Origin of the sequence: Pseudomonas sp. NPDC089428 (assembly GCF_044749325.1) — a bacterium.
Taxonomy (GTDB): domain Bacteria; phylum Pseudomonadota; class Gammaproteobacteria; order Pseudomonadales; family Pseudomonadaceae; genus Aquipseudomonas.
Map to the genome: position 1 here is coordinate 29,492 of NZ_JBIVHT010000009.1, position 26,730 is coordinate 56,221.

The following is a 26,730-nucleotide window of genomic DNA, read 5'->3' on the forward strand; positions in this document are numbered from 1 at the left end:
TTGGAATAATTAACTAGCGCTGTTGATGCGTGTTCTCATCACCGAATTTCAAGTGTTTCGGCCAAAGTGTTGAAATTGCACCCGCCAGCAGAACACTCCCAACATTTCATTTGACCTTGCACCTAGATCGTAGTAAGCGATTCTGTGTGCTCACAGTTTACATTTGGAAGACGTCCGTCATTGTGAGTTGTTATGGTGTTTTCTGTGATGTAAAATGACTTCACACACAGATTGTGAGGTGGTGAATGAACGTTGTTGCTTACATCCGAGTATCGACCAAAGGGCAGGGCGACTCTGGTTTGGGGCTTGAAGCTCAACAGGAGTACATCACCCGTGCTGCCCAACAGAATGGATGGAACATCCTCAGCACCTATGTAGATGTAGCGTCAGGCAAGCTAGCCCCCTCAGATCGTCCTGAGTGCTCCAAGGCTTTGGCTGAATGCAAGGCGAGGGGTGCCGTACTAGTAGTGGCTAAGCTCGACCGTCTGAGCCGCTCTGTGCTTCACATCGCACAGTTGATGGAAGTGATGGATTTCAAGGTGGCCACAATGCCCCAGGCCAACACATTCCAACTCCATCTGTTTGCTGCCTTGGCTCAACAGGAACGTGAGTTCATCAGCCAACGCACCAAGGAAGCTCTGGCAGCCTTACAGAAGCGTGCTGATGATGGAGACGTTGTAGCCATGCAGAAGGTGGCCAATCGTGCTCAGGCTCAACGTAAGGGCCGTACAGAAGTACCATCCGATAATCTGAGTCAAGCTAACGTTGTTCGTGTGTCCAGAGCAAAGATGTTCAATGAATCCATCCGTATCCACATCGAGTCCTGCCTGTACAACGGTGTTACCAAGCTGGTTGACATTGCCGGTAGTCTCAATGCCAAGGGTGTTACCACAAGTCGTGGTGGTGTATGGCAACCCACACAAGTAAAACGTGTTGTAGACGCTCTGTGTATGACGCTGTAGGAGGCGCTCTGAGAGGGGCAGACTCCTGAACGTAGTTCAGGCATCAACTGAAAGAGAACGTGCTTGTGTAAGCTTCGTTGGAGCTTCAATAGGTGAGGGTACGGCACCCGCTGACGGATGATGGGCTAACTTATTATGGAATTACGAAGAATTCTCATTAGCGGGCTTGCGTGTGGCTCAATCGCTCTAGCTTAAATTCCAGATTTGAAAACCCAAACACTCAAACATGAGGCCATTATTTTCGGCGGGAAATTGGTAGCTCCATGACCTTTTGTCTACTTGCTCCAGCGGGCGGGGGATTCTCCACCAGAACTCAACACACAAATCACATCACACTATTGCTGACTTTATGAAGTAATGGCACAATGCCGCTTTCTTTATCAGGGATGTGACATGGCACTCATCGCGTGCAACGAATGCTCCAGAGAAATCAGCAATACGGCCCATTCGTGTCCTGGCTGTGGCGCTCCCGTGACCCCAAGTAGTCGAGCAAGTAGCAAGAGCCAGTATAAGGAGCTAAGCCGACTGGTTAGTCTACCTCTCTTCCTAGGGATTGTTGTTTTCCCAATCGTCTTTGTTTGGTTCCTGCTTAGGAAAGGATACTCTGTTCAATCCCGAGTAATGGCCTTCGTGTGGATGGTTGTTCACTTCTTCTTTATCCCTATTCCAGATGCTGTTGTGCCCAGCTCTACTACTCACACGGCATCACCGGCAAGCACCTACTCAGCTGCACCTGCTGTGAAGCAGTATCCTGACAGCACTGCTAGCTATGCTCAGGTTAATGCAGAGGTGGGTTGCAAGAGTACGTACAGCGATCAGAAGAAAGACGACATTTTCAACGCCAAGTATAAAGATCACTGGATGACCTGGAGCGGTGAGGTTGTGTTGCTTGATTCTGATGAGGCTTCTCTGAACGTAGACGGCATCGGTACTCAAGACTTGAGAGTCACTTTCGCTGATAAGAAAGCTGGGTACGATCTATCCAAAGGCAGCCCACTCAAGGTCCGCTTCCTGATGAAGAGTGCAGGGGGATGTTTCCTGCCGTTCGGCGGGAAAGAGGCTACCATCGTTCGTTAATCTACCTGCGTCACTAAGAAGCCCGCTCTAGGCGGGCTTTGTCTTTTTAGAAGATTGTCCAGCCTCTGACATTGTGAAAGCTAAGGTACCTTTTTAACTGTTCTTCTAAAGCTAAGAGATCGTCCGTCAAGTTAGTGTAGGCATCAAAAGCTGAACCCTGAAACTTCTCAAGCATGGCATCTGCGGACTTAGGATCAGTTTTCGCATTATGGTGAACTAAGATTGCCCAGCCCGCTTTTTGAATCTTTTCCATAGTTTCACGAATCCCATCCTTGGCATCAAACAGGAAAAGTGATTCTCGGTACGCTTGTACCAGCTTTTCAAACTTCTCCTGAATACCATCCCGCGTCATAGTTCCTGCACACCGTTTGAATTCGAGTGCTGCCAGGTACACACTGAATCTCTTGTTGTACAAGTCAAGCTTTGTCTTAGCGCTGGCAATCCTCATCTGTGCATATGCAACAGACAGAGCAATAATGCCAACAACACCACCAACCAGACTCACGATGGTTGTAACCTGCACGCCGTCCATGTCTAAGTCCTTTAGTACGATTCACGTCCTACCAGAATTTCGCGGTAGAACATTTCCCCAAACGATGTTGTGTCAACGGCAAAAGGCATAGTAGAAGTGTCGCCGCTTCTGTTTAGTTGGTAGCCAAACTTAAGCAGGCCGTAGTTTGCCAGCAGCTGGCCTGCTGGAGCATCAACACCTATCATTCCTTTTGCTTGATAGCATTGCCGTAGCTGCTGCTGTAGGTATGGATTCATAGCCTTGATTACGTGTGCATAAATATCAAAAGTGTATTTGGTGATTGTCCCAAGGGTAAGAAGGGCAAATGCACGGCCAAGCATAGTGGCCTGCTTAGGATGATCAAGTTTGTCCAAGATCATCAAGGCCACTTCGCCCACATTCTCTACACTCGCTTCATCAGCACAGTTCTCATCCAGGAACTCAATGCGCTTTTTACTAGGTACCTTGTCTACTTCCACTAGGAATGCAAGAATTTTCTTAGCGAAGAAGTAAGCTGAAACCTTGTTGCCCATTTTGTACAGGCTGACAGCGATGCTGAGAATCGGAATGTCTTTCAATACCCCATCAACTCCAAAGTCTTTTTCCAAGACACTATCAATGGCCACCTCTCCACCGTCTTTGAAGAGGTCTAGTGCTTGGTCGCTGTTCTTAACTGACTTAATGAAATTACTGATAGTGCCCATGCCGTCCTCAAGGTGTGCAATCTATGATTTTGCTCGTAGGTTATCGAATGCTTTTATGGTAGTCCACAAACTTTTTCATTTCTTCATAGGGTACTTGAATCTGTCCATGGAAGAATGATCGACATAAGTCGTTATAAAAATTCTGCGGATTGGCCAGGTGCTTCTTCGCTCTTGCTCTACTGGCTCTTACTAACTGACGATTGTGGTATCCTGCATTCCTTACCTCATTGTCTACCATTTCCTCAACCATTGATGCTCTGGCTTTGGCACCGTAGTTATTGGTAAAGAATGAGGCCACCATTGTGTAAAACCATTCTCCGGCGATGAATCTCTTAAACTTGCTGTCCAGGTGGCCTAGTGCAGTGTTCAACTCGCCGGTAGAGATTACCTCTTTGTAAAAGGGTAGTACTGAATCATAGATTAGCCCTGCACTGATCTCTTCATTAGGTGCTATCATGAAGTGGAAAGGGCAAGGGGTTTTCACGTTTACGCCTTTGGCCAGTTTGTAACCATGGCAGGTTGCGAGCATTACAGAAAGGTTGTTTCTAGAGGCTGCATTGAGTGGGGCTATGAGTGATGCTAGCTCAGGCCAAGGGATGAATTCACCGCTGCCTGCAAGCCATAGTCCTTTATCCTCATCACCATGACACTCGAAGTGGAGGGCGGGCATTAGAACACCTGCCTTGCACTCAGTCTCCATTGCTTTCAAATAAGCTACAAGAGCAGTCTTGCTTTTTATCTTGAAGTGGGAGCAGTGGTTAAGCCTGCCGATAGTCCTGCCATAATCGACAATATCTTCATGCAGCTTACGTCCTGTTTGATACTCATCTGTCGATAAACCATCCAGTATGAATATCTGGTTGTTTCTGCAAATGGCTACATAATTCAACTCAACTGCCATCTGCAATTTCATCCAAGCGTGTGCGGGCATTGGCCTCAACCATGACGTACAGACGTTCTAGCGCGTCATTGGGTATAGCCTTTAGAATCTCTAGGGTTTCGATGATGCTTTCTGCCCTAGCTTGAGCAATCCGGCAGTTGACCACCGTATCACTCACCTGGATTTCAGTAAGCCGCTTCCTTAGCATCCCATGGATGGCTGGGGGCAAGGTGATGCCCGGTAGGAATTCGCCTGTACTCATTTGCTGCCGTTCCTTGAGTGTTCCTAGTGTCGAGAGGGCGAGTATAGCCTCTAGCTATGTCAGATTTCTTCTGTGCCTCAAATGTTTCTACATTCAGTGAGAATCTGGCTCACGCTGCCACATGGTGTGCTGTGGTACACTGTGTCCATTAGATAAAGGAGGGCACACAATGAGCCGTGCTAGCTACACAGAAAACCAGAAGAAAGCCTTTGTGCTGGAGTGGATGCAATCCAACAAGCCTAAGAGCCGTTGGTTTCAGGATGCTAAGGACGCTGGTCACATCCAAGGTCACTACAACTCCTTTGATGCTTGGATCAAGCTTTATCAACATGAATTAGAAATCAACCCCAACTTCGCTAACACTCTTGGCGATATTTACGCTACTGAGCGGCAACGCGAAGCCCTGGCCGCTACTCTGCAATCTGTGAAGGTGAAGCCTGCAAATATCCATAGCATTGGCACGAGCAAGAATCTGCTGGATGAATTCCAACAAACGTTGCTGCCAGATGACGTGCAGAAGAAGTACATTGAGTTTCTGGAAACCAAAGTAAATTTATTGGTTATTGATATTAATGCTATTCGCTCGGAAAATGAGCAATTGAAAGCTGAGCTTGAAGGACTCAAGAAATCAAACAGTGAGTGAATGGCGGTGATCATGATGACCTTGCCATAAACTTGAAGCCTGTAGCTGTTGAGTTGGTGAGAAGTCTTTAGACTTTTACGAGAGTACCATTAAGGAGGATGAGAAATGAGCAAGCAAGACCAACAGAACAACCAAGAGAGGCTGGCCAAGGCATACGTAGATTCGGTAGACCTGATGCGTGAGCAGGGTTACAACAAAGGCAAGTGGGTGGTGATGAGCATCGAAACTTGGCCGGCATTCATCGGTGCTCGTTACGTAAATCAGCAGCTAGAGCATGTTCCCTGCGACCTTACCGGCGCCATCATCTGTGACAGTGAAGAGTCTGCTAGGGCGCTCGCCAATGCGTTCGTGAGTGAGGCTAAATACGAAGGCAATTGCTACCCGATGCCTTGGTCTGATGCATCGATGATCGTCGCCCCAATCGGCTAAACGGCCAGCACACCAAACAGCCCAGCTTAGACGCTGGGCTTATCAGCTTTTAGATAAATTTCTTGTAGAAGAACACACCCAGGGCACCAACGGCTGCCAAGTATGGGGTAACTATGTCCAGTGTTTCCCTGTGTGAAATCCAAGCGTCGATTCGAAACTTCATTTCAAACCACAGTAAAAGCAGGAAATCTTTACGCGTCCATTTGTCGCTAAAACTCATAAGGTCTACATATTTTGTGTAGTAGACTTCTCCGATTTCCGGGTGCTGATCCTTCGCTGGGTAGGCGATTACTCTCTTGAATAATCCTGCCATTGTGTACTCCGGCTCAGCTAGTCCCGGTTCATCGCCACCCCAAACTAGCACAGCCTTGCCTAGCAAGCCTTCAACTTCCTCATCATGGTAGTTGTAGTAGTAAATTTTGTAGTCGTTAATCAGCTTGCTTGCCCATTGTTTGTAGAGCTGTACGCGGTACACCTCCGAATACGCGTAATAACGCAACATTCCGTAGACAATGCCCGCAATGAGAAACCATTGCAGACGCTCATGGTTTGTAAACTCAATTTTGAAGATAAGGCCGCTGGCTTCTGTGACTTTAGCCCCGGTAACTTCAATCACTAGAAGGACCAAGGAGAGGAAAAGCAAATTTCTCCTTTTCTTCTTGAAGCCTTCGTCATCGTCCATCGCCTTTCTGAATTCTTCTACTTTCATTGCATCCTTCGCCCAGTGTCCGTGTCGACAGGCACAAAGCCATCAGTATCTCACATGGCAGCACAGGTGTAGCTGGGATGATTTACGCAGGTGATGGGAGACGCGAGAGGGGGAGACAGTCTTTCGTGCAGATGCCCAAAGCGCAGTGTTACGAGCCTTTTCTTGGTGGTATTCTGGTAACGAACAGCAAGCAGGTCGACAGGCTGCCCCAGGCGATCATCATCGCCGCAATCCAGCGCCGCGGGCCGAAGCGGTTGAGGGCCAGGTTGCTCGGCAGGCCGCAGAGCACGTAGCCGATGAAGAAGATGCCGGCGCCGAGGCCATACACGGTTTCGCTGAACTTCAGTGCATCGAGCATCTGCAGCTTGGCGAAGCCGACGTTGACGCGGTCCAGGTAGTTGAACAGGTAGCAGATGAAAATGAACGGAATCAGCCGCAGGGTGATGCGCCGGTACAGCGCGTTGCGGGTGATATCGGTGCCTTGGTCAGGGGCAGGGCTGTGTGCCATGATCGTGGTCTCTGTTGTTATGGTTGTCGCCGCGTCGCCTGTGCCGGCGCTCGCCCTGACGAGTCTCGGGGAGTGCGACGCGCCTGTCTTTGTGCTTTTGCACAGTGTATCGTGCAGGGCGCTGTGCCGCTGTACAAAAGCTGACACGATTAAGGACCGCTGAATGTTCGAACTGGACCATGATCTGGCGCAGGATATCGTCGATCGGGCAATGGCCATTCTGCCCTGCAACGTCAACGTCATGGACAGCCAGGGGCTGATCCTCGGCAGTGGCGAACCGGAGCGCATCAACACCCGCCATGAGGGTGCGCAGCTGGTTCTGGCCAACGGACGGGTGGTCGAACTGGATGTCGACGCGGCCAAGTGCCTCAAGGGCGTGCAGCCTGGGGTCAACCTGCCGTTGATGCTCGATGGGCGCCTGATCGGGGTGCTCGGCCTGACCGGCGACCCGCAGCAACTGCGCACCTACGGCGAACTGGTGCGCATGACTGCCGAGATGCTCCTGGCGCAACGGCACCTGCAAGTCGAGCAGCAGTGGCGGCGCCAGCGGTGCGACGACTTGCTGGCGTTGTTGCTCGGCGGCAGCGGTGATTCGCCACGGCTGTTGGACGAGGCGCAGCAATTGGGCCTGAAACCTCAGCTGCCACGGGTGCCATGCCTGTTCGAGCTGCAATCCGGGCCGCCTGCCGAAACGCTGTCGTCCTGGTTGATGAGCCGCTACCCGGAGAGCTGGTGCGTGAGCCCATCGCGCGAGTCGCTGCTGTGGTGCCGGCCGGCGGGGCTGGTGCTGGATGAAGCCCGCCTGATCGAACGCCTGCAGCGCCACGGCTGGGAGGTCGAACGCCTGGCGCTGGGCAACCCGGCGCAGAGCGTGGAGCAATTGCGCCGGGGTTACCGACGGGTGCGTGACTTGCTGGCCTACGGCCGTGAGGTACTGCCGAAAGAACAACTGCTGAGCCTTGGCCGCTACCGCTTGCCGGCCTTGCTCTGGCGCCATCGCAACGAAGATGCGCTGGACGAACTGCTGGAGCCGCTGCAGCGCATTCGCGCCCGGGATGCCAGCGGCCAGCTGCTGGCCACGCTACGCGCCTGGTGCGCGCACGATGGCCAGAGCCAGGCCTGTGCCGATGCCCTGGGCATCCACCGCAACAGCCTGCGCTACCGCCTGGAGCGCATCGCCGAACTGGGCGAAGTAGACCCGCTGCGCCTGGAGGGCATGCTGAGCCTTTACCTGGGGCTGCAACTGCTGCCGGCCGATTGAACGCTGGCAAAGGCATTTGCCCAAACAACGGCGCTGGCCTTTTGTGCATCCGACCGAGGCCGCCGCGCCAGTCAGCTGTCAGCATGCCAGTCATCAGGACAGGAGAATCCCCATGAAAATCGTCATCGCCCCCGACTCGTTCAAGGACAGCCTCGACGCTGCCGGTGTCGCCCGCGCCATCGCCCTTGGCCTGAGCGAGGCGTTGCCCGCTGCCGAACTGGTCGAGTGCCCGATGGCCGATGGTGGCGAAGGCACCATGCAAGCGATCGTGGCGGCCAGCCATGGCGAACTGCGCCGGCTGGCCGTACGCGGGCCGCTGGGGCAGCAGGTGGAAGCCGGTTGGGGCTGGCTGGCAGAGAGCCGCACCGCGGTCATCGAGATGGCCCAGGCCAGCGGTATCCAGCTAGTACCCAGCTGCCAGCGCGATGCCTGCCGCAGCAGCACCTGGGGCACCGGTGAGCTGATTGCTGCTGCGCTGGCGGCTGGGGCGCAGCGTATTGTCCTGGCCATTGGCGGCAGTGCCACCAACGACGGCGGCAGCGGCATGCTGCGCGCCTTGGGCCTGCGCTTGCTGGACGCCGATGGGCAAGCGCTGGAGGAGGGTGGCCTGGCCCTGGCCCGGCTGGCCCGCATCGACGCCAGTGACCTGGACCCGCGCCTGGCCGAGGTGCAGGTCGAAGTGGCGGCCGATGTCGACAACCCGCTGTGTGGCGCCAATGGCGCCTCGGCGATCTTCGGCCCGCAGAAGGGCGCCAACCCCGAGCAAGTGCAGGCGCTGGACCATGCCCTTGGCCATTTTGCCGACCATTGTGCGCAATTGCTGGGTGAAGACGTGCGCGACTTCCCGGGTTGTGGTGCTGCGGGGGGCATGGGCTTTGCCGCCAAGGCCTTCATGGGCGCGCGCTTCCGCCCAGGCGTGGAGGTGGTCGCCGAGCTGGCCGGCCTGGACGCGCTGGTGCAAGGCGCCGACCTGGTGATTACCGGTGAAGGGCGCTTCGACGCCCAGACCCTGCGCGGCAAGACCCCCATGGGTGTCGCCCGGGTGGCCAAGCGTCACGGGGTGCCGGTGGTGGTACTGGCCGGGACCTTGGGCGAAGGCTACCAACAGCTGTATGCCCACGGTATCGACGCAGCCTTTGCCCTGGCCAACGGGCCGATGACGCTGGAACAGGCGTGCGCGGATGCCGCGCAGCTTTTGCAGGCCCGTGCCGGCGATATCGCCCGTGTCTGGCACAGCGCCAGGCAGCATCGCTGAGAGGCTGCAACCCTTCTGCATCAGGCGTCTGCTGTCCGCCGTGACGCCAGCGGAACTGGGGCAACCGGTCGGCATTGCAGTGGATCTGCCAGTTCAATGTCAGCTGTCTTCTGTATCACGACCGTCATGGCCACCTGACCGATCAGGTGGTGATGACGGTACCGTGCATGACCCGTTCATCAGTGCCCGGTAGCACGGCCAGTTCGCCAAAGCGTTGGGTGGCATCGATGTAGCGCAGTGCTGACTTGGCGTCCTTCCAGCCCACGTAGCTCATCATCGCCTTCAGTTCCCAGCCATTGGCCGTTGCCCAGGTGGCGAAGCCGCGGCGCAGGGAATGACCGGTGTAGAGGGCGGCAGGTATGCCGGCACGTGCCAGCATGCGCCGCAGCAGGCCGATCAGGCTGTTGCTGTTGAGCGGCGTGTCGCTGAGGTTGCCCCAACGGTCGAGCTTGCGGAAAACCGGGCCGTGGGCGATGCCCGCCACCTCGATCCATTGCAGATAGGCATTGACCGGGCACAGCGTTTTCAGCGCCGGGGTGCGGTGCTGCACGCCAAGTGCTTCGCGGTCGCCCTTGCTGCGCGGCAGGAACAGGGTGATGCCGACGCCGGCTTCGGCCTGGATGTGCTCCACCCGCAGGCGCGCCAGTTCATCACCGCGAAAGCCGCGCCAGAAGCCCAGCAACAGCAGGGCGGTGTCGCGACGAGCGCGACGCAGGCTCTGCAGGTCATGGCATTGCTGGGCCTGGGTGGCTTCTGCTTCGAAATGTTCGACGGCCGTTTGCAGGTGTTGCAGCAACAAGGGTGCGGCCTGCCTGGGAGGCGTCGGGTGCAGGGTGCGGATGCCGCGCAGCACCTGGCGCACCAGCGGCGCCTTGGTCGGGTCGGGGAAGCCCTGGCTGATGTGCCACTGGCTAAGTGCTGCCAGGCGCTGGCGCAAGGTGCTGACCGCGTGCTGTTCGGCGTGGTCGGCCAGGTAACGGGCGATGCTGTCGGCGGTGGCCGGCAGGAATCCGCCCCAATGGGTCTCGAAGTGTTCGATCGCGGCCTGGTAGCTGCGCCGGGTGTTGTCACGGGTGGCGGCGCGGACGTAGCGCTCGATGTCGGTCATGGTGGTGGTGCCAGTTGCTGATGCCGACACCATACCCCTAAGTGGCTTTGCCTGTCCCGGCCTCTTCGCGGCTGAAGCCGCTCCAACAGGGATGGACTGCCCCCAAGAAGTTGCACAGCAATCCAACCCTTGGGGGCAGTCCACGATGTGGGAGCCGCGCTTGCCGGCGATGGGCCGCGAAGCGGCCCCGGTATATAAGTGATCGCTATCGACCCATGTCAAACGCAAGAATGTTGGGGCCGCTTCGCGGCCCATCGCCGGCAAGCGCGGCTCCCACAAGTACGGCGCACGCCTGGAAGCTGGCGACAATCGTGTGCGGCTTCAGCCGCGAAGAGGCCGGGGCAGGATGCCCCGGGATAAGTTGGGCAATGAGGCATCCATCAATTGTGCGGCCAGGCGCTTCACAGCACGCATGGCTTTTCCTCGATACCGTTGAACGGCGGGTAGTCACGCAGCTGCGCCGATGACAGCGGCCGGCTGAAGTGATAGCCCTGGGCGATATCGCAGCCGGCGAGCTTCAGGCACACCACCTGCTCGCGGGTCTCGACGCCTTCGGCCACCACTTCCAGGCCCAGGCGCTTGGCCAGGATGATGGTCGAAGAGACAATCGGGCTGTCATCATGGCTGTTCGACAGCGGTGCGATCAACGAGCGGTCGATCTTCAGCTTGCTCAGCGGCAGTGACTGCAGGTGGGCGAAGCCTGCGTAGCCGCGGCCGAAGTCGTCCAGGCTGATGCCCAGGCCAGCTGCACGCAAGCACTGCAGGTGGTCGACGGCGGTGCCTTCCGGGTCGAGGATGGTGGTTTCGGTGATCTCCAGTTCCAGGCGCTGCGGGTTGATGCCGTACCGCTGCAGTTTGGCCAGCAGGCGGCTGCTGAAGTCGGCCTGGCGCAACTGCATGGCCGAAACGTTCACGGCCAGGCGTGCGTCACGGCCCTGAGCGCCCCAGCGGGCCAATTCTTCGCAGGCCAGGCGCAATACCTCCCAACCCAGCTCGATGATGAAACCGCTGCGTTCGGCCAGACCGATGAAACGGTCCGGGTACAGCAGACCGAATTCAGGGTGGGCCCACCGTACCAAGGCTTCATAGCCCATTACACGGTGGCTATCCAGGCGGATCTGCGGCTGGTAGTGCAGCACGAACTGGCGCTCGGTCAGGGCCGTGCCAAAGGCTTGTTCGAGGGTGAAGGCCTGGATATCAGAAAGGTTGAGCGAAGGGTCGAAGAAACGGTACTGGGCCCGACCGGCCTGCTTTGCCGAGTACATGGCGGCATCGGCGCAGCGGATCAGGCTGTCGATGTCCTGGCCATCGCGCGGGCAGATGCTGACCCCGACACTGGGGCTGGTGTTGACCTCCTGGCCGTCGAGGGCATAGGTGGCTGACAGTTTCTGTACCAGCATACGCACCCAGCTGTTGATCTGTTGTTCGCTGCGCTCGCCCGCCAGCAGCACGACGAACTCGTCGCCGCCAAAGCGCGAAGCCTCGTCGCCAGGTTCGAGCAGGCGCTGGATGCGCCCGGCCACTGCCTGCAGCAGCAGGTCGCCGATCTTGTGCCCGAGCGAGTCGTTGATCGATTTGAAACGGTCCATGTCGATGAACAGGATTGCCATCAAGCGGCGCTTGCCGCGCTGCCGGGTCAGCGCCTGCCCGGCGACTGCGACGAACTGGCGGCGGTTGTGCAGGCCGCTGAGGTGGTCGGTAGCCGCGGCGTGGCTGCTGCGCCGGTGTTCGTCTTCCAGGCGGCCGATCAATTGCTGGTTGACCTGTTGCGCTTGCTCCAGAGCGCTGAACGCTTCTTGGCGCTTGCGTAGCAGGCGCAAGGTCCAGGCCAGGCTGGCGAGGATCATCAGGGTCATGCTCAGGTTCAGCCAGAACTGGCGCGAATAGGCCAGCGCGGAAGGGGCGAGAATCTCGTCATAGCGCTGGCTGACCACCACGCTGAAGCCACGCTCGGGCACCCGCCGGTACAGGCTCTGGTAAGGCACGCCGGCAGCGTACTGGGTCAATTGCCCGGCCGCATCGTCGGCATCTGCCAGGTCCGGTTCGAAGCGCTCGCCTGTCGCCACCACGCCGCGGGTATCGATGCGCAGGCGCTCCTGGCCATCGTCCTGGACCAGGCGCATCACGCCGCTGTCACCCAGGTCGATGTGCTGGAACAGCACCGCCAGGTAGCCGATGTCGAGCTGCACCACGAGCATGTTGTCGATCTGCCGGCCCGGCAGGTCGGTCAACGGCAGCAGAAATGGCAGGCGCCAGTTGGGCAGGGTTGGCGTTGAGGTGTCTGGGGGGATCTGCGCCAGGAAGGGTTTGAAACCGTAGTGGGCGACATGCACCTGCAATTGCTTCAGCCAGTCGCTCGGCAGTGCCGCGGCTTCATCGCTGTGGCTGGCGGAAAGCAGCCGACCCTGGCGGTCGTAAAGGCTCATGCGTTTGAACACCGGGTCCTCGGCCAGCAGCCTGGCCAGGCTCAGGTTGCCCTGGCGCAGCGTCTTCATGTCGTCCTGGGTTACCCGGCCCACGGCCTGGGCGCGGTCGACCAGCTGGCGCAGGTTCTCGGCAACGATACTGGCCAGGTTCAGATGCTCGGCCGCCTTGGCTGCCAGTGCAGCCTGGCGCGCGGCGGACTTTTGGCTGAAGTGCAGCCCCCAGAGGAAGGTCAGGGTGGCTGCGCAGAGCATCAGGATCAACAAGCGCAGGAGGCTTGCGGAGGAGAGAGAGCGGCGGATCACTGCTGGTATTCCCGACCCTGGGTGATGGTCGAAAAATACGACAGAAAGATGACAGCCTCATGACCAATGGCTAAATGCCTTTATGGTTTCCCCCGATCAGCCAAGGGCGCCTGTATGCGCGTGGTCTCTTCCTGCAGGTAGGTGATCAGCGCGGTGATCTCGGTATCGCCCAGGCGCATGTTGGGCATGGCCAGGCGGTTGTACTGTTCGTAGAGCAGGGTGGCCAGCGGTTCCTTCTCGGCCAGCATCTGGTCCGGTTCCTTCAGCCAGCGTATCAGCCAGCTGGGGTCGCGTTGCTGGGTGACACCGAGCAGGTCGGGGCCGATACCGGGTTGGCCGGGTTCGGTGTTACCCACGGTGTGGCAGGAAGAGCAGCGGGTGCGGAAGATCTGTTCGCCGCTGCTGGGCGGGCGGATTTGCGGGGCATTGGCGTAGTCGTTGGTCATGGCGCTGGCCTGTTTCCAGTTGTGCAGGCTGTTGCCCAGGCGGTCGGCGAGGATGTACGGGCTTTCGAAGGGCGAGGCCTTCATCCAGCGGCCCGTGGCCTGGTTACCGATGATCAGGCTCAGGTTGTGGTCCTTGGAGCGGCCGTTTTCCAGGCCTTCGATATACAGGCCCAGGCGCCGGCGCAGTTGTTCGATATCGTCGGGTTCGCCGGTGAGCAGGGTCCAGCCGGGGCCGATGCCGAACTTTTCGGCGTAGCGCTTGAGGGTGGCCGGGGTGTCGTTGTAGGGGTCGATGCTGATGGAGTAGAGGAAGATGTCCTTGCCTACCCGGTCACCGAGGATTTTCTGCACTTGGCGCAGGCGCGCGGTTTCCACCGGGCAGGAGTCGGTGCAGCCGGTGAAGATGAAGTTGATTGCCACCACCTTGTCCTTTATCAGGTCGTCGAAGAAACGCACCTTCTTGCCGTCCTGGGTCACCAGCGGGGTATTGGGGAAGTAGCTGGCGCCCCACGGTGTAGCCGCCACGGCCGAGGGGGCGGATTGGGCTGGTTTGATTGGCCAGTAGTGGGTACCGGCGGCGAACAGGGTGAGGGCAAGCAGAACACGCCATGACATGGCCATGATGCGATCCTCTGTTTTCTTGTGTGGTGGTTGACCGCCTTATCGTCGCCAAGCCGGGCTCCCACAGGCATTTCACATCACTGTGCTCGGGGAACCGGCTTGCCGGCGATGGGCCGCGTAGCGGCCCCGCTGTCACTTGATGCTGATGGGCGCCGTTACGCTCTGGCCCAGTGCTGACTTCACGGTGATCGTCGCCGGCGTCGCCGGGCCGCTGCCGGTGGTGGTCGCCGACAACCGCCAGCGCGCCCCGGTGGATGCCGTCGTCAGCGTTGCCGTGCCCAGGTTCAGCGGCCCACTGGTGGTGGCTGCGGTTACCGTGATGCTGTTGCCGCTGGCCACCGAGGTGGTGCCGGAGATGTCCCAGGTGTAGCGGTTGTTGCTGCGCACCTGCACCACGGCGCTGCTGACCTCGATCTTGTCCGCCACCACAGCAGGGCCCACCGCAACATTGACCGTCGCCTGGGTCAGCGAATCGGCACCCTTGGCGTCGCGCGCGGTGTAGGCGAAGCTGGCGGTGAACGGGGTGTCGACCGTGGCCGGCGGCGTGTAGGTGACGCTGGTGCCGTCGGTGCTGACCGTACCCTTGCCGGAATCAGGCTGGTTGAGGTCCTTGACAGTCAGTGGCAGGTTGCCTTCGGGGTCGGTGTCGTTGGCCAGCACGTTGATCACGATCGGCTTGCCGGCCGTGGTCGCGGCGTTGTCGTTGACTGCCACCGGGGGTTTGTTGGCCGTGTCGGTGTTGTTGTTGCTGGCGGTGCGGAAGGTCGGCAGGCCCACCGAAGCCATGTACTGCACGCCATCCCAGCCTGGCAGCGGCGTCGGCATCACCTGGAATTGCCCAGGGTGCTCGATGTCCCAGCGCAGCAGCATCGAGTTGTCTTCGTGCTGGGTGTTGTGGCAGTGCTCCATGTAGGTACCGGCGAACTCACGGAAGTGAATGGCCATTTCCACTTCGCTCGAGGAGTCGGCGTCCGGGCCGATGCGGTAGACGTCTTTACGTGCCCATTTTTCCCATTCCGGTGGCGCCTTGCCGTCACGGCTGAGGATCACGCCTTCCTCGAAGTGCACATGCACCGGGTGGCTCCAGCCGCTGCCGCCGTTCTTGATCTTCCACACTTCCAGGGTGCCGTCGCCGCTGAAGCCGGCCTGGGTCGCTTCGCTGGCCAATTGCGGTGCGGCGGAGATGCGCCGTGGGTCCATGCTGTAGCCAAAGCCACCGTCGGTCTTGATGGTCCAGGGGGTGGTGTCGGTACCGTCGGAGCGACCGAAGGTGAACTCGCGGTGGCGCGCGGCCTTGATCTTGGCCTGGTCGGCGACGGCCGTGCGGTCGATGGTCAGCGGGATCATCTTCAGGCCTTCGGCCTTGCCCGGCTTGGCCGGTTCATAGGCGCTTGGGTCCATGCTGACGTCGGTGCCGCTGTAGGGTTGCACGACCAACTGCATGACCTTGCCGACTACTGGGTCGCCTCTGTCCCACTCGGGTCCATTATTGGTCTGCTTGATCACCGCCTTGTACTTCTCGGACAGTACGTCGGCCAGTGAAATGGCCTGTTTCGGGCCCTTGCCGGTTTCGTGCTCCATGATGTTGACGATGTACAGCTTGTCGCCAACCTTGATCCCGTTCTTGGCGAAGTTGATGATGATGTCGTAACGCTCGGCGATGCCTTGCAGCGGCAGGATGCCGTTGTTGTCGTCGGTCTTGCCGTCGCCATTGAGGTCCATGGTGCCGTCGAACGGCACAGCGTGTTCCATGATGTTGCCGTCGTTGGCGATCATGTGGAATGGCACCCGGGCGTACGACACGTTGGAGCCGGACGGCCCCTTGAACTCGCCACTGTTGCCGGCGATTTCACGCACCACGGCAAACTTGAAATAGCGCGACACCGAGCCGTTGAGGATACGGAAGCGGTAGCTGCGGGCGCGCACCTTGAGTTTGGGCTGGTACTGCCAGTTGACCAGCACCTGGTCGCCGAGGAAGCCGTCGGTGTTGAACGGGTTGAACCACAGCTGGCCGTTCTGATCCCAGGCCTTGTCGGCGATCACCAGGTTGACGTCATAGTCGCGGTTGCCCCACGGCATGGCCGAGCCGCTGGGGAAGCGCAGGTTGACGCCGTCCTGCAGCGCTTCGTTGCCGCGGTCGATGGCGCTGTAGTAGTTCATCATCACGGCGTTGCCTTTGTAGACGTTCTGCGCCGTGAAATCCATCATGTGGTCGTGGAACCAGTGGGTACTCATGGTTTCGTGCCAGTCGCCACGAATCTTGATGCTGCCGTTCTGGCAGGTCTTCAGCCCGGGGTTGGCGTCGTTGACGAACAGCGTTTCACCCGGCGAGCAGGGGAACGCGGCGCGCGGGTCTTCGGCACGGGTGTTGATGGTGTCGTAGCCGGCCAGCTGGATCGGCCAGCGGTAGTCATAGTACTGGCCAGGGAAGAAGTAGGCGTTGGCAAAGCCATCGCTCTCGGCTGGCGAGTGGCCGTTGTGCTCGTGGGTGGAAATGGTGTGCAAGCCAAAGCCTGCGTTGGCTGCCGGGTCGATCGGCAGCGCGTTGTAGTGGCGCATCAGCACCGGCTGGCCATAGCGAACCATCAGCAGCTTCGGCGGGAAGGTGCCGTCGAAGGTCCACAGCGATTTGTGGTTCTGCTGCGGGAAGTTCGGGTGGAAGCGGGGGTCGATACCCTTGGTGGTGCCGAGGGTGGTCGGGATGTCCGAGGTCTGGTAATACAGCCCGCCCGGCGCGAACTCGCCAACGGCATAGTTGTGCAACTGCTTGCGGTCACGCAGCCCCTGGTTGATGCGCGCACCCGCCTGTGCGGTCTTGAACGCTGCCTGGGGGTAGAACTCGTTCCAGCGCTGGTGCGACCAGCCTTTTCCTGGTGGCCGGCCTTCCGCCGGCGAGCCGACCGAGTTGCGGTTGAGGAACATCTCGATCTGCGCCTTCCACGGGTTGCGGTCGAGGGTGTTGGCGTACTGGGTGGGGAACGGGTACAGGCCCGGCTGCTTGAGGAAGGCTTCCAGGGCGTTGCCGTTGGGGCTGCTGCGGGCCACCACGTCAGGGTCCTGCGCAGGGGCGGCGCCCAGCGTGGGAACCGGGAAGGTCAGGGACGGTGGCGGCAGGTTAGGGTCGAGTTTCTCCGGGCCGAATTCCTCGAACAGCAGCAGTTGCTGGGTGAACGGCTGCGCCCCGAACAGCGGGCTCGGCTTGCCATTGGTAGGGTAATTGCGTGACGTCTGCAGGGCAGGCGGCAGTACGTTGTCGACGCGGTTGGAGGCACGATCGCCATATACCCCGTTTTGCAGTTCCAGCGAACCTTGATTGGCTTCGGGCAGGTTGAAGAGGTTGAGCAATGCCGGGGCCGGGTCGGCCGGCTGGTCATCGTAATGCGACGGGTCTGTCGGCGGTGGCTGGCTGACATCATCCATTGTGCTGGCCATGGCCGAGATCAGCCCAAGGCTGAACATCAGCGCGGTCACGGCGGACAATTTGAAGGCGTGGCTGTTGGGGTGGATCACGGCAGGGGTTTTCATTGCCTGGTGCCTCGCTCACGGCTAAATGGCTATGGGCCATCAATGGCGTATTGCCGGGTTTTTATGGCCTGAGCAACGGCTGTGCCAACACATCTTTTGGTAAAGCTTTGTTAAACAATTCCTTGTGGCGCCTGAGGCGCGCTAAATAACGGGGTGTCAAAGACCGGGTGTAGGCCCCCAAAACTGGGCAGGGCTGGGCCCAACTCCGGTGATGGGAGTGGTGACAATTGGTGATCGGCGCTGTATACCTGTTGCCCACCAAGGGGAGCCCGGCAACGGGCTGAGAAACCGCTGGCAGCTGCAGCGCGGTGACCCTTCGAACCTGATCCGGATAATGCCGGCGAAGGGATGGGACTGCCGACCTGCCTTTTTGCCGGCCTCACTGCGAGGCCACATCATGCCCAGCCGCAACGGTCTCGCTGTCATGCCCAAGGGGGACAGCACCATGACCGAACGCTTCAGCGAAACCCTGCAACGCCAGAACCAACCGACCTGGTCGGCTGCCGTCGGCCACCGTTTCGTCAGTGAACTCTGCGCGGGCAGCGTGGCCGACCCGATCATGGTCCGCTACCTGGTCCAGGACCACCGCTTTCTCGACAGCTTCCTGACCTTGCTCGGCGCCGCCATCGCCACCGCCGACACCTTCGAGGCCCGCCTGCGCTTCGGCCGCTTCGCGGGGATGATCTCCAGCGACGAGAACACCTATTTCCTGCGCGCGTTCGAGGCGCTGGACGTCAGCCCCGCGCAACGCACAGAGCCTGCAGACACTGCACCTACCGCCGGTTTCAAGGCCATCATGCGTGAGGCTGCTGCCACCCGTTCCTACGCCGCCGCGCTGGCAGTGCTGAACGTTGCCGAAGGCCTGTATCTGGACTGGGCCCTCAAGGCACCCAAGCCGTTGCCGGCCAACTTCGTCCATGCCGAATGGATCACTCTGCACGACAACCCGGCATTTTGCGATTTCGTCGCTTTCCTGAAGTCCGAGCTGGACCGAGTCGGCCCCCAGGAAGCCGCATTGGCCAGTGACTTCTACAAACGCACCGTTGAGCTGGAGCTTGCCTTCTTCGACGCCATTTACACCGAGGAGGCGTGAGCATGGATATTTTCGAGCGTTTGAAGGCTGCGACTGCCGGGCAGTGGAACAGCTATGTCGACCACGACTTCGTGCGGCAGATGGGCGAGGGCACCCTCCCGGAAGAAGCCTTCCGCACGTACCTGATCCAGGACTACCTGTTCCTCATCCAGTTCGCCCGTGCCTGGGCCCTGGCCGCCTACAAGAGCCGCCTGCCAGCGGATATCCGCGCCGCCCAGGCGGGCCTTGCGGCGATTCTTGACGAAACCGAGCTGCACCTGCGGTTGTGCGCGCGTTGGGGCTTGTCCCAGGCCGATATCCAGGCTGCGCCGGAGCACCAGGCGACCGTGGCTTATACCCGTTACGTGCTCGACTGCGGCGCAGCCGGTGACCTGCTCGAACTGCACGTGGCGTTGGCACCGTGCGTGATTGGCTACGCCGAGATCGGCCGCACGCTGGCGCAGCGCATTGGCGACTTGAGCGATCACCCGTACCGGGAGTGGATTGGCGAGTATGCCGGGGAGGCTTACCAGGGCGTGGCCGCGGCGGCGCGCAAGCACCTGGATGAACTGGCGGCGCGGTGCATGACCGAGCAGCGGTTTGTCGAGCTGGCACAGATCTTTGGCCAGGCTTCGCGGCTGGAGGCTGATTTCTGGCAGATGGGGTTGGATGGCGTGGCATGAGGCCGGGCTGAGTCTTCAATCACGCGTTGTGGGGGAGGTTTTGTGAATCGCCGTGCACATGAACCGCACGGCGATCCGGTCACGGGGCTGGTCCAGGTGCGATTCATCCCTCGTCTTCATCCTCGGCCTCGATAGCACCCTGGCTGATCAGCCCGAATGATTGCAGCCGATCAGTGATAATCAGCTTGTGCAGTTTTTCACTGTGCGCGAAGCGGTAGACGAAGCCTTCCCCAGCTGCCAAGCGAGTAATGAATTCCAGGTCCGTCTCACCGGCCTGCATGCAGAACTCGCGGACCTGATGGTCCATGCTGGCGGGTAGCTCATATTGGTTGATGCCCTGGCGCTGGAGCATCAGTTCAAGAATTTGCGGGACGGTCTTGTGCTGGAAGATGCGCCAGTTCGAGCGAAGATTGGCGCGGGCCAGTTGTGGCTCGACCAGCGCGTGATAGTAGGTACGGTGGAAGCCACTTTCAGCCTGGCTGAAACGGCTGACCAGACCGTGCACGTAGCGTACAGGGCGTTCGCCATCTCTAATGGTGAAGAGCACGGGCTTGTCGAGCAGGTGGCCGAAGTCGATATCGTGTTTGAAACTGATCAATTTCAGCTCCAACGCGAAGGGCATGCTGACGCCCTCGCGGAGTTCGAACGACACCACTTCGAATTCGGCTTTTCCAACTAAGGGCTGGAAGCTGTAACGCAAGTCAGATTAGCTATACATTACCGTCTCTTCTCACGTGCATGGAATGGTAGCAATGGCGGACCACAACGGCGTAGCGCTGCAATCCTCGAGTTGCCCGATTTCGAACCGCATGCAGGACGAAAAATGAGGGCTGTCAGGAGAATAAGCAGAGATGGTTTTTCCTTAAACAAACCATATGAGTAGTAACTGCGTCCAAGGAGTAGGGCGTTACTTGCAGTCAGACTAGCTTGAAACTTGTAGTGCCTGTGGAGTCCAGGTGTTGGGCCCCAGGGGAAACTAAACTTTACCCGGCCCAATTGGTCAGGAAATTGATCTCTCTCCCTTTGGTTGACGGGAGCTTCAGTTTGGCGAGTCACCAGAGGAGAGTCCGTCGCGAGCGTCAATACATTTTTGGGTGTTATGAGCGTGGGCTGTCGAGTCTTAATCGCGCAAGTCATCTCTATAGCCTGCGCGTAATAGACGAATCGACTCAATAAAGTTATCTATGTTGTCAAAGTTTATCCAGACCAGTAATTCAGGGAGGAACCAGCGAGCGACACCGAAGGTCTTGCTATCATTCCAATGATTTGCTTTTCGGTTGAGGCATTCCTCTAGAATAGACGGTGTATCATCAAATTTCAGGCCAAATGGGAGTGAGCCTCTCCACGGAGCGCATGTTCCCATGCGATCACGGCACATGTTTATACCTGCGAATGAAGGGAGCCCATCTGGTGCTCGTCGTACCTTGTCGAAATATAGGGAGAATCCGTATTCGTGCTTTCTTTCGACTACCTCGAATTCTGACTCCGCCATGAGCGCGAAAGGATCGAAGTCACGGAACACATCCTGAAACGCATGGTTAGCGGGAGATGACCCAAAGAGGTTGCATACCTGTTCCGGCGTGGGATAGCGGCGTGGCGGAAATGAATCAGCGGATGGAGGCATTGGAATACCCAGGCTGATGTCGAAGATACCAGGCTCCTCAGGTTGATAGATATTTCCAGGCTGATAAGTCAGACGGATATGGTAATCGGGTAGCCACCAAGCATCTCGTTTGTATGCATGCAATTGATTTCCCCAACCCGCCGCTACCAGCCTTTGGCGGGCCATGGCTCGATCATCGTCCCATTGCAGACCGAATGGCAGTTCACTGCCAGTATATCGACGCATGATATTAGGGACGCCCGCAGTGACAGCGACGTTGGTGAAGATAAGTGTGTCACTCTTGCCGTGCGATGCTGGCAGCAGGCCTTCCCAATAATTGCGCTCAGTGAAAGAAAATAGCATGCCTAATGCGTTAGCGCGCAAAATTGCTTCATAAGGGCTTTTAATGGGGTGCGCTAATTCTGGCCTGCGCTTAATGTTCAGCGACTGAAACATGGCCTCGACGCTTGGGTCTGTGGCGCTTTTTCCAAAAAGTCTAGTTATGTCTTGAATGTTCATCTGTTTTGAACGTTTCCTAAGCTTATTTGGCAGGTGCTAGATGCTGCTGGTTAATCAGTCTGGGGGAAGCCCAAGGCTAATGCAGCGTATTCCCTTTTCTCCATCGTAATCGATAGCCATCTCGATTGTTTCCAGTGCCCATACATCTACGTTGTCTGAGATCCCGTATACGCTAGGTTTCCCCAGCTTCTTGAGCAGCTTGGCTCTGATTGAATCACGATTTAATTGGAAGTTTAGTTCGTATGGTAGGGGGCCTGCGTAGTAGGAGTTTGTCTCTCTTTGCCAACCCCAAAAGATAACATCGGTTAGCACCCAAGGACCTTCATCAATATCATGATAGGGGATTTCACTCAGTATTCCGACGTCCTTGAATTCTAGTTGAAGACCCGCAGCATCGTCTGACCATAAACGCTGTCCTGGGACATCAAGTTTGTAATCGTGAAGGTTTTGGACTGTAATGCCGATCTTTGAAAATACAAGGTTGAGCTCGGCGGATTCCGAATTTTTATTTATTGCGCAAGCAAATTCTTCAAATGTGGGATGGTTCATTTTTTTTGCTCCTAAAGTATGCCTTTCCATGGGTTGGTTGTTCTTGAGCCTCTCGCTGAGTCTTTGATTAGTTTTTCAAGAAAATCATCATACTGCTTGTTCGTGATTTTGCCTATTTCACCAGTTGCTTTTTGGAGGGCGCCAAGGCAGCGATGATTTTTATCGCTTCGTCTCATGTTTTCTCGATGGTTTCTGCTCTCGTCATTCGCAATGCGTTGTAAATCCCCAGAGTATTTTTTATTTTCAGGATTGCTGTTCGTTATGCCTTCACGGTGGATCTCTACTGGTACGCTGACTGCTTGTGCGTGGTGTTCAATTTTTCCTTTTAATGCATCAATCTGACTTTTGGTCAGACGTTGGCGAGATTTTTTGGCTAGCTCCAACGCACGGGCAACTAAAGCTGCCTTCGGAGGAATGTGGTCTCGCTCCATTCTGACACCAGCAGCATCAAAGCTACTCAGTTGCCCATAGGTTCCCTTCTGACCGCAATCTAGGGGCTTTTTAGCCTTGCTTTGACCTCCAGGGGCTCTTTCTTTCTTACCTCCGCCGGCTACCTCAGCCTGGGACTTTCGCTCAGCTTTTTCCGAGACTTCTTTTCTAGCTCTCTTCTCTACGACTTCCTTGGTGGCTTTATCTGAGACTTCCGCTGTTGCCTTCGCTGCATGCCGCCCGACCTTACCTGCAGTCCCCACATACCCAGCAAAGGGCATAGCCGAAACCAAAGACAGCGCCGCGCCCGCATAATCCCCCCGAGCAAGGCTGATACCCGCGTTAGCGATGTCGGCGATTTCGCCCACCACCGGAATCAGGCCAACGATATCCAGTCCCAGCTGAACACCATCGAGTATCTCATCACCCGTAACGCCTTCCGCCGGTGTTTCGCTTGCAACCTCCGTGTTGGCGTCATTGGCGGCTTTACCAGAAGCAGGTGTTTCACCGCTCACCCGACCCAGCGTATTGCCATTGGGCGTGGTAGCAGCGCCACCGCTGCGCGACGAAGGATAGAGCTCAGTGTAGGTCGGAATGTTATCCAGGTCTGCCAGCTCCATACGGAAGGCTTCCTGGCGTACGGCTTCGTACTCGGCTTCGTTAAGCTCAAGGGCTTTGCCCCAAACGTTCACACCGTCAGCAAAGTCGACCAAGACTTTGCCGGTGCCATCGGTTTGCACGAACATCCTGTCCGGTCCGCCTCTAATCTTACGCAGTGGTATTTCGCGAACCCGAACGACAAGTGTGTCCAGTTGAATGGGCTGTTCACTCACGGCATCAGCTCCCATTCATCCAGAACAGGTCGCCGTGGCGAACAAGATGACGCCCCTCCGCTCGCACGGAACTGCTGTGCTCCAACGGGTGGCATTTGCCTTCGACGGTACCGCTCTTGACGCCTTTGGCTTGGCCGGCGGCGTCACCGATGGTCTTGGGTGTGAAACTGCGCTTGTATACGACTACCGGATGCCCATTGGCGCGAACGCTCTTTGCTACACCGGTGCTGGTATCCAGCTCGGCTGTGACGGGATAGGGCACCGGTGGAACGCTGCTGCCCATCGGTGTTTTGCATACGTCTGGCGCGATGCTGATGACCGTCCATTTCGTCTGTTGTCGAGCCATTACGTTATCGGCCATATCAGACGTGCTCCCTGCTGCGGTGTGGAGCGCGCCGAATGATGGGAGCGTCGGGATTGGTTTCGAAACGCGCTTCGAGCAGCAGGGGCAGTCATTGATCCGTAGCGACGTGCTCGAACAGCTGGCACTGGCAGATCACATCCGTGAAACCTTCTTCGATCAGCGTGGCAACCTGAGCGTGCAGTTCAGCATCGAGCCATTAGGGCTCAGTGCCAATCAACGCACCAGTGTCCTGAACCTGGATGGCCAGTTGATTTCCTACACCCATGGTCCGAGCCAGATCACCGGCATCGTCTGGCCCAATACCTTGGGGCCGCAGGTTCGCAGCAACCTGACCTTGCTCAGGCGCAATGGCAACAGCAGCAGCCTGGAGTACCGCGGCCCGTGGTCGATGTTCCGCCTGCTCAGCCGCGGCGCGCTGAATGGCCGCACGCCGACCAGCGTCGACCTGAGTTTTGCGACTGGCGATGGCTTGATGCGCTACCGGCTGAATGCCGAAAAAGCGTTCAACCCCATAACTCAGCAACCCTTCAAAGGCTTCAAGCTGCCGCGTGATCTGTTGCAGGACCCAGGTTGATGTCGCAATGCCAGCGCCTATGAGATCGAGCTCCGCCCGCGCTGCGCAAGGCGGCCTGTTTCGGGCAGAGGTCCGCACTGTGAAAGATAGGCTGCCCACCCTTCACCAAGCGCACAGCTACGCACGCCTGCCCGCCTAACCGCAGGCAGGCTGCGCGTACCATCGGTGAGCTTAAAGCACGGCTTTTCATCCTTCACATGCGATAAGCCGTGATTATTAAGCCTTAGATATCACTTGAAATTTTACCTGGCAAGGAACAAAATCCCTGCGTAATTACATAGTACGTATCATGTTACGAAATCGTAGGAGCAAACATGGCCCGGGGCGGTATCAACAAGGCGGTAGTGCAGCAGGCGCGGCAGGTGCTGATCGCCCGGGGCGAGTACCCCAGCATCGATGCAGTACGTATCGAGTTGGGCAACACCGGTTCAAAGACCACCATTCACCGTTACCTGAAAGAGCTTGAAGGGGCCAAACCTGTGGCGCTGCAAGGCCAGGCCGCGCTCAGCGATTCGCTGACCCGACTGGTATCGCAATTGGCCGCTCAGGTGCAGGAGGAGGGGGATGCCCGCGTCGAGCAAGCCGAAGCCGCGTTCAACGAGCAGCGTGAGCAGCTAGCGGCGCAGTTGCAGGTGGCGCAGCAGGCACTGGCGGCCGCGCACCAGCAACAGCAAATTCAGGCCGCTGCACTGGCTGCCGAGTCGGAACGCCTGGTGACCGCGCAGAACTCGCTTCAGGCCGAGCAGTTGCGCAGTGCCAGCCTCAATCAATCATTGGGCGAATTGCAGGTGCGCCTGGCCGATAAGGAAGAACAAGTCCGCTCGTTGGAAGACAAGCACCGCCATGCCCGTGAAGCGCTTGAGCATTACCGCAGCGCCAGCCGCGAACAACGCGAGCAGGAACAGCGCCGCCACGAAGCGCAAACCCAGCAGCTGCAAGTGGAGCTGCGCCAGTTGCAACAGAGCATGATCGTCAAGCAGGACGAGTTGACTCGTCTGCACCGTGACAATGAGCGGATGCTCGGCGAGCACCGTCAGGCCAGCGGCGAATGTAAGGCATTGAGCGAGCTGGTCGAGCAGCGCGACGCACAGATCCAGGGTTTGCGCACGATTCTCGCGCAAGCCCAGGGCGCCAGTGATGAGATGCGTCGGCAATTGCAGGCGCAAACGCAAAGCCTGGAAGACAAACGTGGCCTGTGTGCCGAGCAGGGCAGGCAGTTGCAGCACCTGCAGAGCGAACTGCTGAAACGCGACGAGGCACTTCAGGCATGTCGGGCACAGCTGGCGGCAAGCAATTGAATCAAACTTCCCGCGGTGTCTGCGTTCTTCCGTAGACATCCCAGGGAGCGCGCAACATGAAAAAGCCAGAGCAACATCGACAGGGGCCACATTCTTCAGAACAGGCAAACCGCAAGAATGACCTCGGTTTCGACCCTGACTCACCGGACCTTGACGATCCGCAAGTCGACCCGCAGGGGCCGGCGAAGCCGCCGAGGGACGATGAAAAAGCCAACACAAAGCACTGACGCGGGTAGCCCCATCGCCGGTGGAACGGCGATGGGGTGGTGCGCCTCAGCCCTCCAGCTGCTTGGCTGCCTCGACTCCCGCCGATGACAGTTTGATCGGGTAACTCACGCTGATCTGGTGGTCTTCATCGACCGCCACAGCGCCATCCTGGATCAGGCCATGCTCCTGCAGGGTCTGGAGCATGCCGGCCACGGCTTTCTCACCGCGATAATTGTCCAGCAGTTCCTTGCCCAACCCGTGCGGGTGGGCGTGCAGCAGGCGGGTCAGGATTTCGCTGCGCAATGCATCGTTAGTCATGTGTGGCCTCTTGTCGGGGTTCGCTCATTTGCCGTGGGTGGCCTGGAGTGCCTTGGCCTGCTCCAGGTGGTGCTCCAGGGTCGGCAGTGTTTCGCTGGCGAAGGCTTTCAGTTCAGGTTTGTCCGAGGACGTCGCTTCTTTCTTGAACAACTCCACGGCTTTTTCGTGGGCGTCGACCTGGTTGTTGACATACGATTTGTCGAACGACTCGTCGCGCCATTCAAGGATCATCTTCTTCACTTTATCGGTCAGCGCTGCTTCGTCCGGCACGCTGATATCGAGTTTGCGGGCGATGTCGCCGAGCTTCTGGTTGGCCTTGGTGTGGTCGGTGACCATCTGCTGGGCGAAGGTCTTGATCTCGGTGTTCTGGCTCTTTTCCATGGCCAGCTTGCCGGTGACCGTCTCGGCGATCCCTGCCTCAGTGGCAGCTTCGACGAAATCATCGGATGTGGCGGCCAGTGCCTGCAGCGATGCCATGCCCAGTACCAGCGACAAACCGGCGCGTTTGATGAACAGATTGCTCATGCCTGACTCCTTAACCGTTGGCGCGACCTCAGTGTCGCGTACGGTTGAGCCGGCCCGGGCGGCAAAGGTTTCGTTTTTCTCGACAGCGGGCGACCACCGCGAGGCACCTGGGCGCTGAACTATAGT

Annotated in this window: 25 protein-coding genes, 3 pseudogenes and 1 riboswitch; of the genes and pseudogenes, 11 read left to right on the forward strand and 17 right to left on the reverse strand. The window is 58.0% G+C overall.

Features of this window, described 5'->3' with window-relative positions; genetic code table 11:
* Positions 1 to 245: 245 nt before the first annotated feature.
* On the forward strand, positions 246 to 962 hold the full coding sequence (locus ACIPZ5_RS17800; RefSeq protein ID WP_400809873.1) for a recombinase family protein: 717 nt from the start codon (positions 246 to 248) through the stop codon (positions 960 to 962).
* A gap of 393 nt (positions 963 to 1,355) precedes the next feature.
* Positions 1,356 to 2,039 carry a zinc ribbon domain-containing protein gene (locus tag ACIPZ5_RS17805; protein ID WP_400809875.1) on the forward strand — a complete coding sequence of 228 codons (684 nt, stop codon included), beginning with the start codon at positions 1,356 to 1,358 and terminating at the stop codon, positions 2,037 to 2,039.
* A gap of 46 nt (positions 2,040 to 2,085) precedes the next feature.
* On the opposite strand, the gene ACIPZ5_RS17810 is transcribed toward ACIPZ5_RS17805, so the two are convergent.
* The 4 genes from ACIPZ5_RS17810 to ACIPZ5_RS17825 are packed head-to-tail and all read right to left on the reverse strand — an operon-like array spanning position 2,086 to position 4,396.
* On the reverse strand, positions 2,086 to 2,571 hold the full coding sequence (locus ACIPZ5_RS17810; protein ID WP_400809877.1) for a hypothetical protein: 486 nt from the start codon (positions 2,569 to 2,571) through the stop codon (positions 2,086 to 2,088).
* 11 nt (positions 2,572 to 2,582) lie between these two features.
* Complete coding sequence (locus tag ACIPZ5_RS17815; RefSeq protein ID WP_400809878.1) at positions 2,583 to 3,254, reverse strand: hypothetical protein; 672 nt, start codon at positions 3,252 to 3,254, stop codon at positions 2,583 to 2,585.
* A gap of 40 nt (positions 3,255 to 3,294) precedes the next feature.
* A complete protein-coding gene (locus tag ACIPZ5_RS17820; protein ID WP_400809879.1) occupies positions 3,295 to 4,155 on the reverse strand; it encodes a hypothetical protein in 861 nt (286 codons plus the stop codon).
* Complete coding sequence (locus tag ACIPZ5_RS17825; RefSeq protein WP_400809881.1) at positions 4,145 to 4,396, reverse strand: hypothetical protein; 252 nt, start codon at positions 4,394 to 4,396, stop codon at positions 4,145 to 4,147. Before ACIPZ5_RS17825 ends, ACIPZ5_RS17820 begins: the two co-directional genes overlap by 11 nt.
* Positions 4,397 to 4,565: 169 nt before the next feature.
* Between ACIPZ5_RS17825 and ACIPZ5_RS17830 the strand changes: the two genes are divergently transcribed.
* Both ACIPZ5_RS17830 and ACIPZ5_RS17835 read left to right on the forward strand, forming a co-directional pair.
* Entirely contained in the window at positions 4,566 to 5,039 is a 474-nt protein-coding gene (locus ACIPZ5_RS17830) for a hypothetical protein (RefSeq protein WP_400809882.1), read from the forward strand.
* Between the two features lie 105 nt (positions 5,040 to 5,144).
* Complete coding sequence (locus tag ACIPZ5_RS17835; RefSeq protein ID WP_400809884.1) at positions 5,145 to 5,468, forward strand: hypothetical protein; 324 nt, start codon at positions 5,145 to 5,147, stop codon at positions 5,466 to 5,468.
* A gap of 49 nt (positions 5,469 to 5,517) precedes the next feature.
* On the opposite strand, the gene ACIPZ5_RS17840 is transcribed toward ACIPZ5_RS17835, so the two are convergent.
* Complete coding sequence (locus tag ACIPZ5_RS17840) at positions 5,518 to 6,177, reverse strand: hypothetical protein (RefSeq protein ID WP_400809886.1); 660 nt, start codon at positions 6,175 to 6,177, stop codon at positions 5,518 to 5,520.
* 175 nt (positions 6,178 to 6,352) lie between these two features.
* A pseudogene (locus ACIPZ5_RS17845) lies at positions 6,353 to 6,685 on the reverse strand (MFS transporter); the annotation flags it as partial.
* Positions 6,686 to 6,848: 163 nt separating this feature from the next.
* Here ACIPZ5_RS17845 and ACIPZ5_RS17850 point away from each other — a divergent pair.
* Entirely contained in the window at positions 6,849 to 7,946 is a 1,098-nt protein-coding gene (locus tag ACIPZ5_RS17850; RefSeq protein WP_400809887.1) for a sugar diacid recognition domain-containing protein, read from the forward strand.
* A gap of 112 nt (positions 7,947 to 8,058) precedes the next feature.
* On the forward strand, positions 8,059 to 9,201 hold the full coding sequence (locus ACIPZ5_RS17855; protein WP_400809889.1) for a glycerate kinase: 1,143 nt from the start codon (positions 8,059 to 8,061) through the stop codon (positions 9,199 to 9,201).
* A gap of 142 nt (positions 9,202 to 9,343) precedes the next feature.
* Here the strand turns inward: ACIPZ5_RS17855 and ACIPZ5_RS17860 are convergent, their stop codons facing one another.
* The 4 genes from ACIPZ5_RS17860 to ACIPZ5_RS17875 form a co-directional block, all read right to left on the reverse strand.
* Entirely contained in the window at positions 9,344 to 10,309 is a 966-nt protein-coding gene (locus ACIPZ5_RS17860) for a site-specific integrase (protein WP_400809890.1), read from the reverse strand.
* A gap of 401 nt (positions 10,310 to 10,710) precedes the next feature.
* Positions 10,711 to 13,038, reverse strand: a complete 2,328-nt coding sequence (locus ACIPZ5_RS17865; protein ID WP_400809892.1) for a putative bifunctional diguanylate cyclase/phosphodiesterase — start codon at positions 13,036 to 13,038, stop codon at positions 10,711 to 10,713.
* 80 nt (positions 13,039 to 13,118) lie between these two features.
* A complete protein-coding gene (locus ACIPZ5_RS17870) occupies positions 13,119 to 14,105 on the reverse strand; it encodes an SCO family protein (RefSeq protein WP_400809893.1) in 987 nt (328 codons plus the stop codon).
* 132 nt (positions 14,106 to 14,237) lie between these two features.
* Positions 14,238 to 17,630, reverse strand: coding sequence for an Ig-like domain-containing protein (locus ACIPZ5_RS17875; RefSeq protein WP_400809894.1), 3,393 nt, complete (start codon positions 17,628 to 17,630; stop codon positions 14,238 to 14,240).
* Positions 17,631 to 17,881: 251 nt separating this feature from the next.
* Positions 17,882 to 17,996, forward strand: a riboswitch (TPP riboswitch).
* A gap of 79 nt (positions 17,997 to 18,075) precedes the next feature.
* Between ACIPZ5_RS17875 and ACIPZ5_RS17880 the strand changes: the two genes are divergently transcribed.
* Both ACIPZ5_RS17880 and tenA read left to right on the forward strand, forming a co-directional pair.
* A complete protein-coding gene (locus tag ACIPZ5_RS17880) occupies positions 18,076 to 18,723 on the forward strand; it encodes a TenA family protein (RefSeq protein WP_400809895.1) in 648 nt (215 codons plus the stop codon).
* Positions 18,720 to 19,385, forward strand: a complete 666-nt coding sequence (tenA, locus tag ACIPZ5_RS17885) for a thiaminase II (protein WP_400809896.1) — start codon at positions 18,720 to 18,722, stop codon at positions 19,383 to 19,385. Before ACIPZ5_RS17880 ends, tenA begins: the two co-directional genes overlap by 4 nt.
* Before the next feature lie 106 nt (positions 19,386 to 19,491).
* Here the strand turns inward: tenA and ACIPZ5_RS17890 are convergent.
* From ACIPZ5_RS17890 to ACIPZ5_RS17910, 5 genes and pseudogenes are all read right to left on the reverse strand, one after another.
* Positions 19,492 to 20,085, reverse strand: a pseudogene (locus ACIPZ5_RS17890) (type VI secretion system Vgr family protein); the annotation flags it as partial.
* 420 nt (positions 20,086 to 20,505) lie between these two features.
* A complete protein-coding gene (locus ACIPZ5_RS17895) occupies positions 20,506 to 21,507 on the reverse strand; it encodes a hypothetical protein (protein ID WP_400809898.1) in 1,002 nt (333 codons plus the stop codon).
* A gap of 54 nt (positions 21,508 to 21,561) precedes the next feature.
* Positions 21,562 to 22,056 carry a hypothetical protein gene (locus ACIPZ5_RS17900; RefSeq protein WP_400809900.1) on the reverse strand — a complete coding sequence of 165 codons (495 nt, stop codon included), beginning with the start codon at positions 22,054 to 22,056 and terminating at the stop codon, positions 21,562 to 21,564.
* A gap of 11 nt (positions 22,057 to 22,067) precedes the next feature.
* Positions 22,068 to 23,318, reverse strand: coding sequence for a hypothetical protein (locus tag ACIPZ5_RS17905; RefSeq protein WP_400809902.1), 1,251 nt, complete (start codon positions 23,316 to 23,318; stop codon positions 22,068 to 22,070).
* Positions 23,319 to 23,322: 4 nt separating this feature from the next.
* Complete coding sequence (locus tag ACIPZ5_RS17910) at positions 23,323 to 23,679, reverse strand: DUF4150 domain-containing protein (protein ID WP_400809903.1); 357 nt, start codon at positions 23,677 to 23,679, stop codon at positions 23,323 to 23,325.
* A gap of 79 nt (positions 23,680 to 23,758) precedes the next feature.
* Here ACIPZ5_RS17910 and ACIPZ5_RS17915 point away from each other — a divergent pair.
* The 3 genes and pseudogenes from ACIPZ5_RS17915 to ACIPZ5_RS17925 all read left to right on the forward strand — a co-directional run.
* Positions 23,759 to 24,256 (forward strand): annotated as a pseudogene (locus tag ACIPZ5_RS17915) (type VI secretion IcmF C-terminal domain-containing protein); the annotation flags it as partial.
* Between the two features lie 314 nt (positions 24,257 to 24,570).
* Positions 24,571 to 25,554, forward strand: coding sequence for a DNA-binding protein (locus ACIPZ5_RS17920; RefSeq protein WP_400809904.1), 984 nt, complete (start codon positions 24,571 to 24,573; stop codon positions 25,552 to 25,554).
* Positions 25,555 to 25,610: 56 nt separating this feature from the next.
* Entirely contained in the window at positions 25,611 to 25,781 is a 171-nt protein-coding gene (locus ACIPZ5_RS17925) for a DUF6021 family protein (protein ID WP_261939979.1), read from the forward strand.
* A gap of 46 nt (positions 25,782 to 25,827) precedes the next feature.
* Here ACIPZ5_RS17925 and ACIPZ5_RS17930 read toward each other — a convergent pair whose 3' ends face one another.
* Positions 25,828 to 26,079: a hypothetical protein gene (locus ACIPZ5_RS17930; protein ID WP_261939978.1), complete on the reverse strand. Its 252-nt coding sequence runs from the start codon at positions 26,077 to 26,079 to the stop codon at positions 25,828 to 25,830.
* Positions 26,080 to 26,103: 24 nt separating this feature from the next.
* Complete coding sequence (locus tag ACIPZ5_RS17935; protein ID WP_400809906.1) at positions 26,104 to 26,604, reverse strand: DUF4142 domain-containing protein; 501 nt, start codon at positions 26,602 to 26,604, stop codon at positions 26,104 to 26,106.
* Between the last annotated feature and the right edge of the window lie 126 nt (positions 26,605 to 26,730).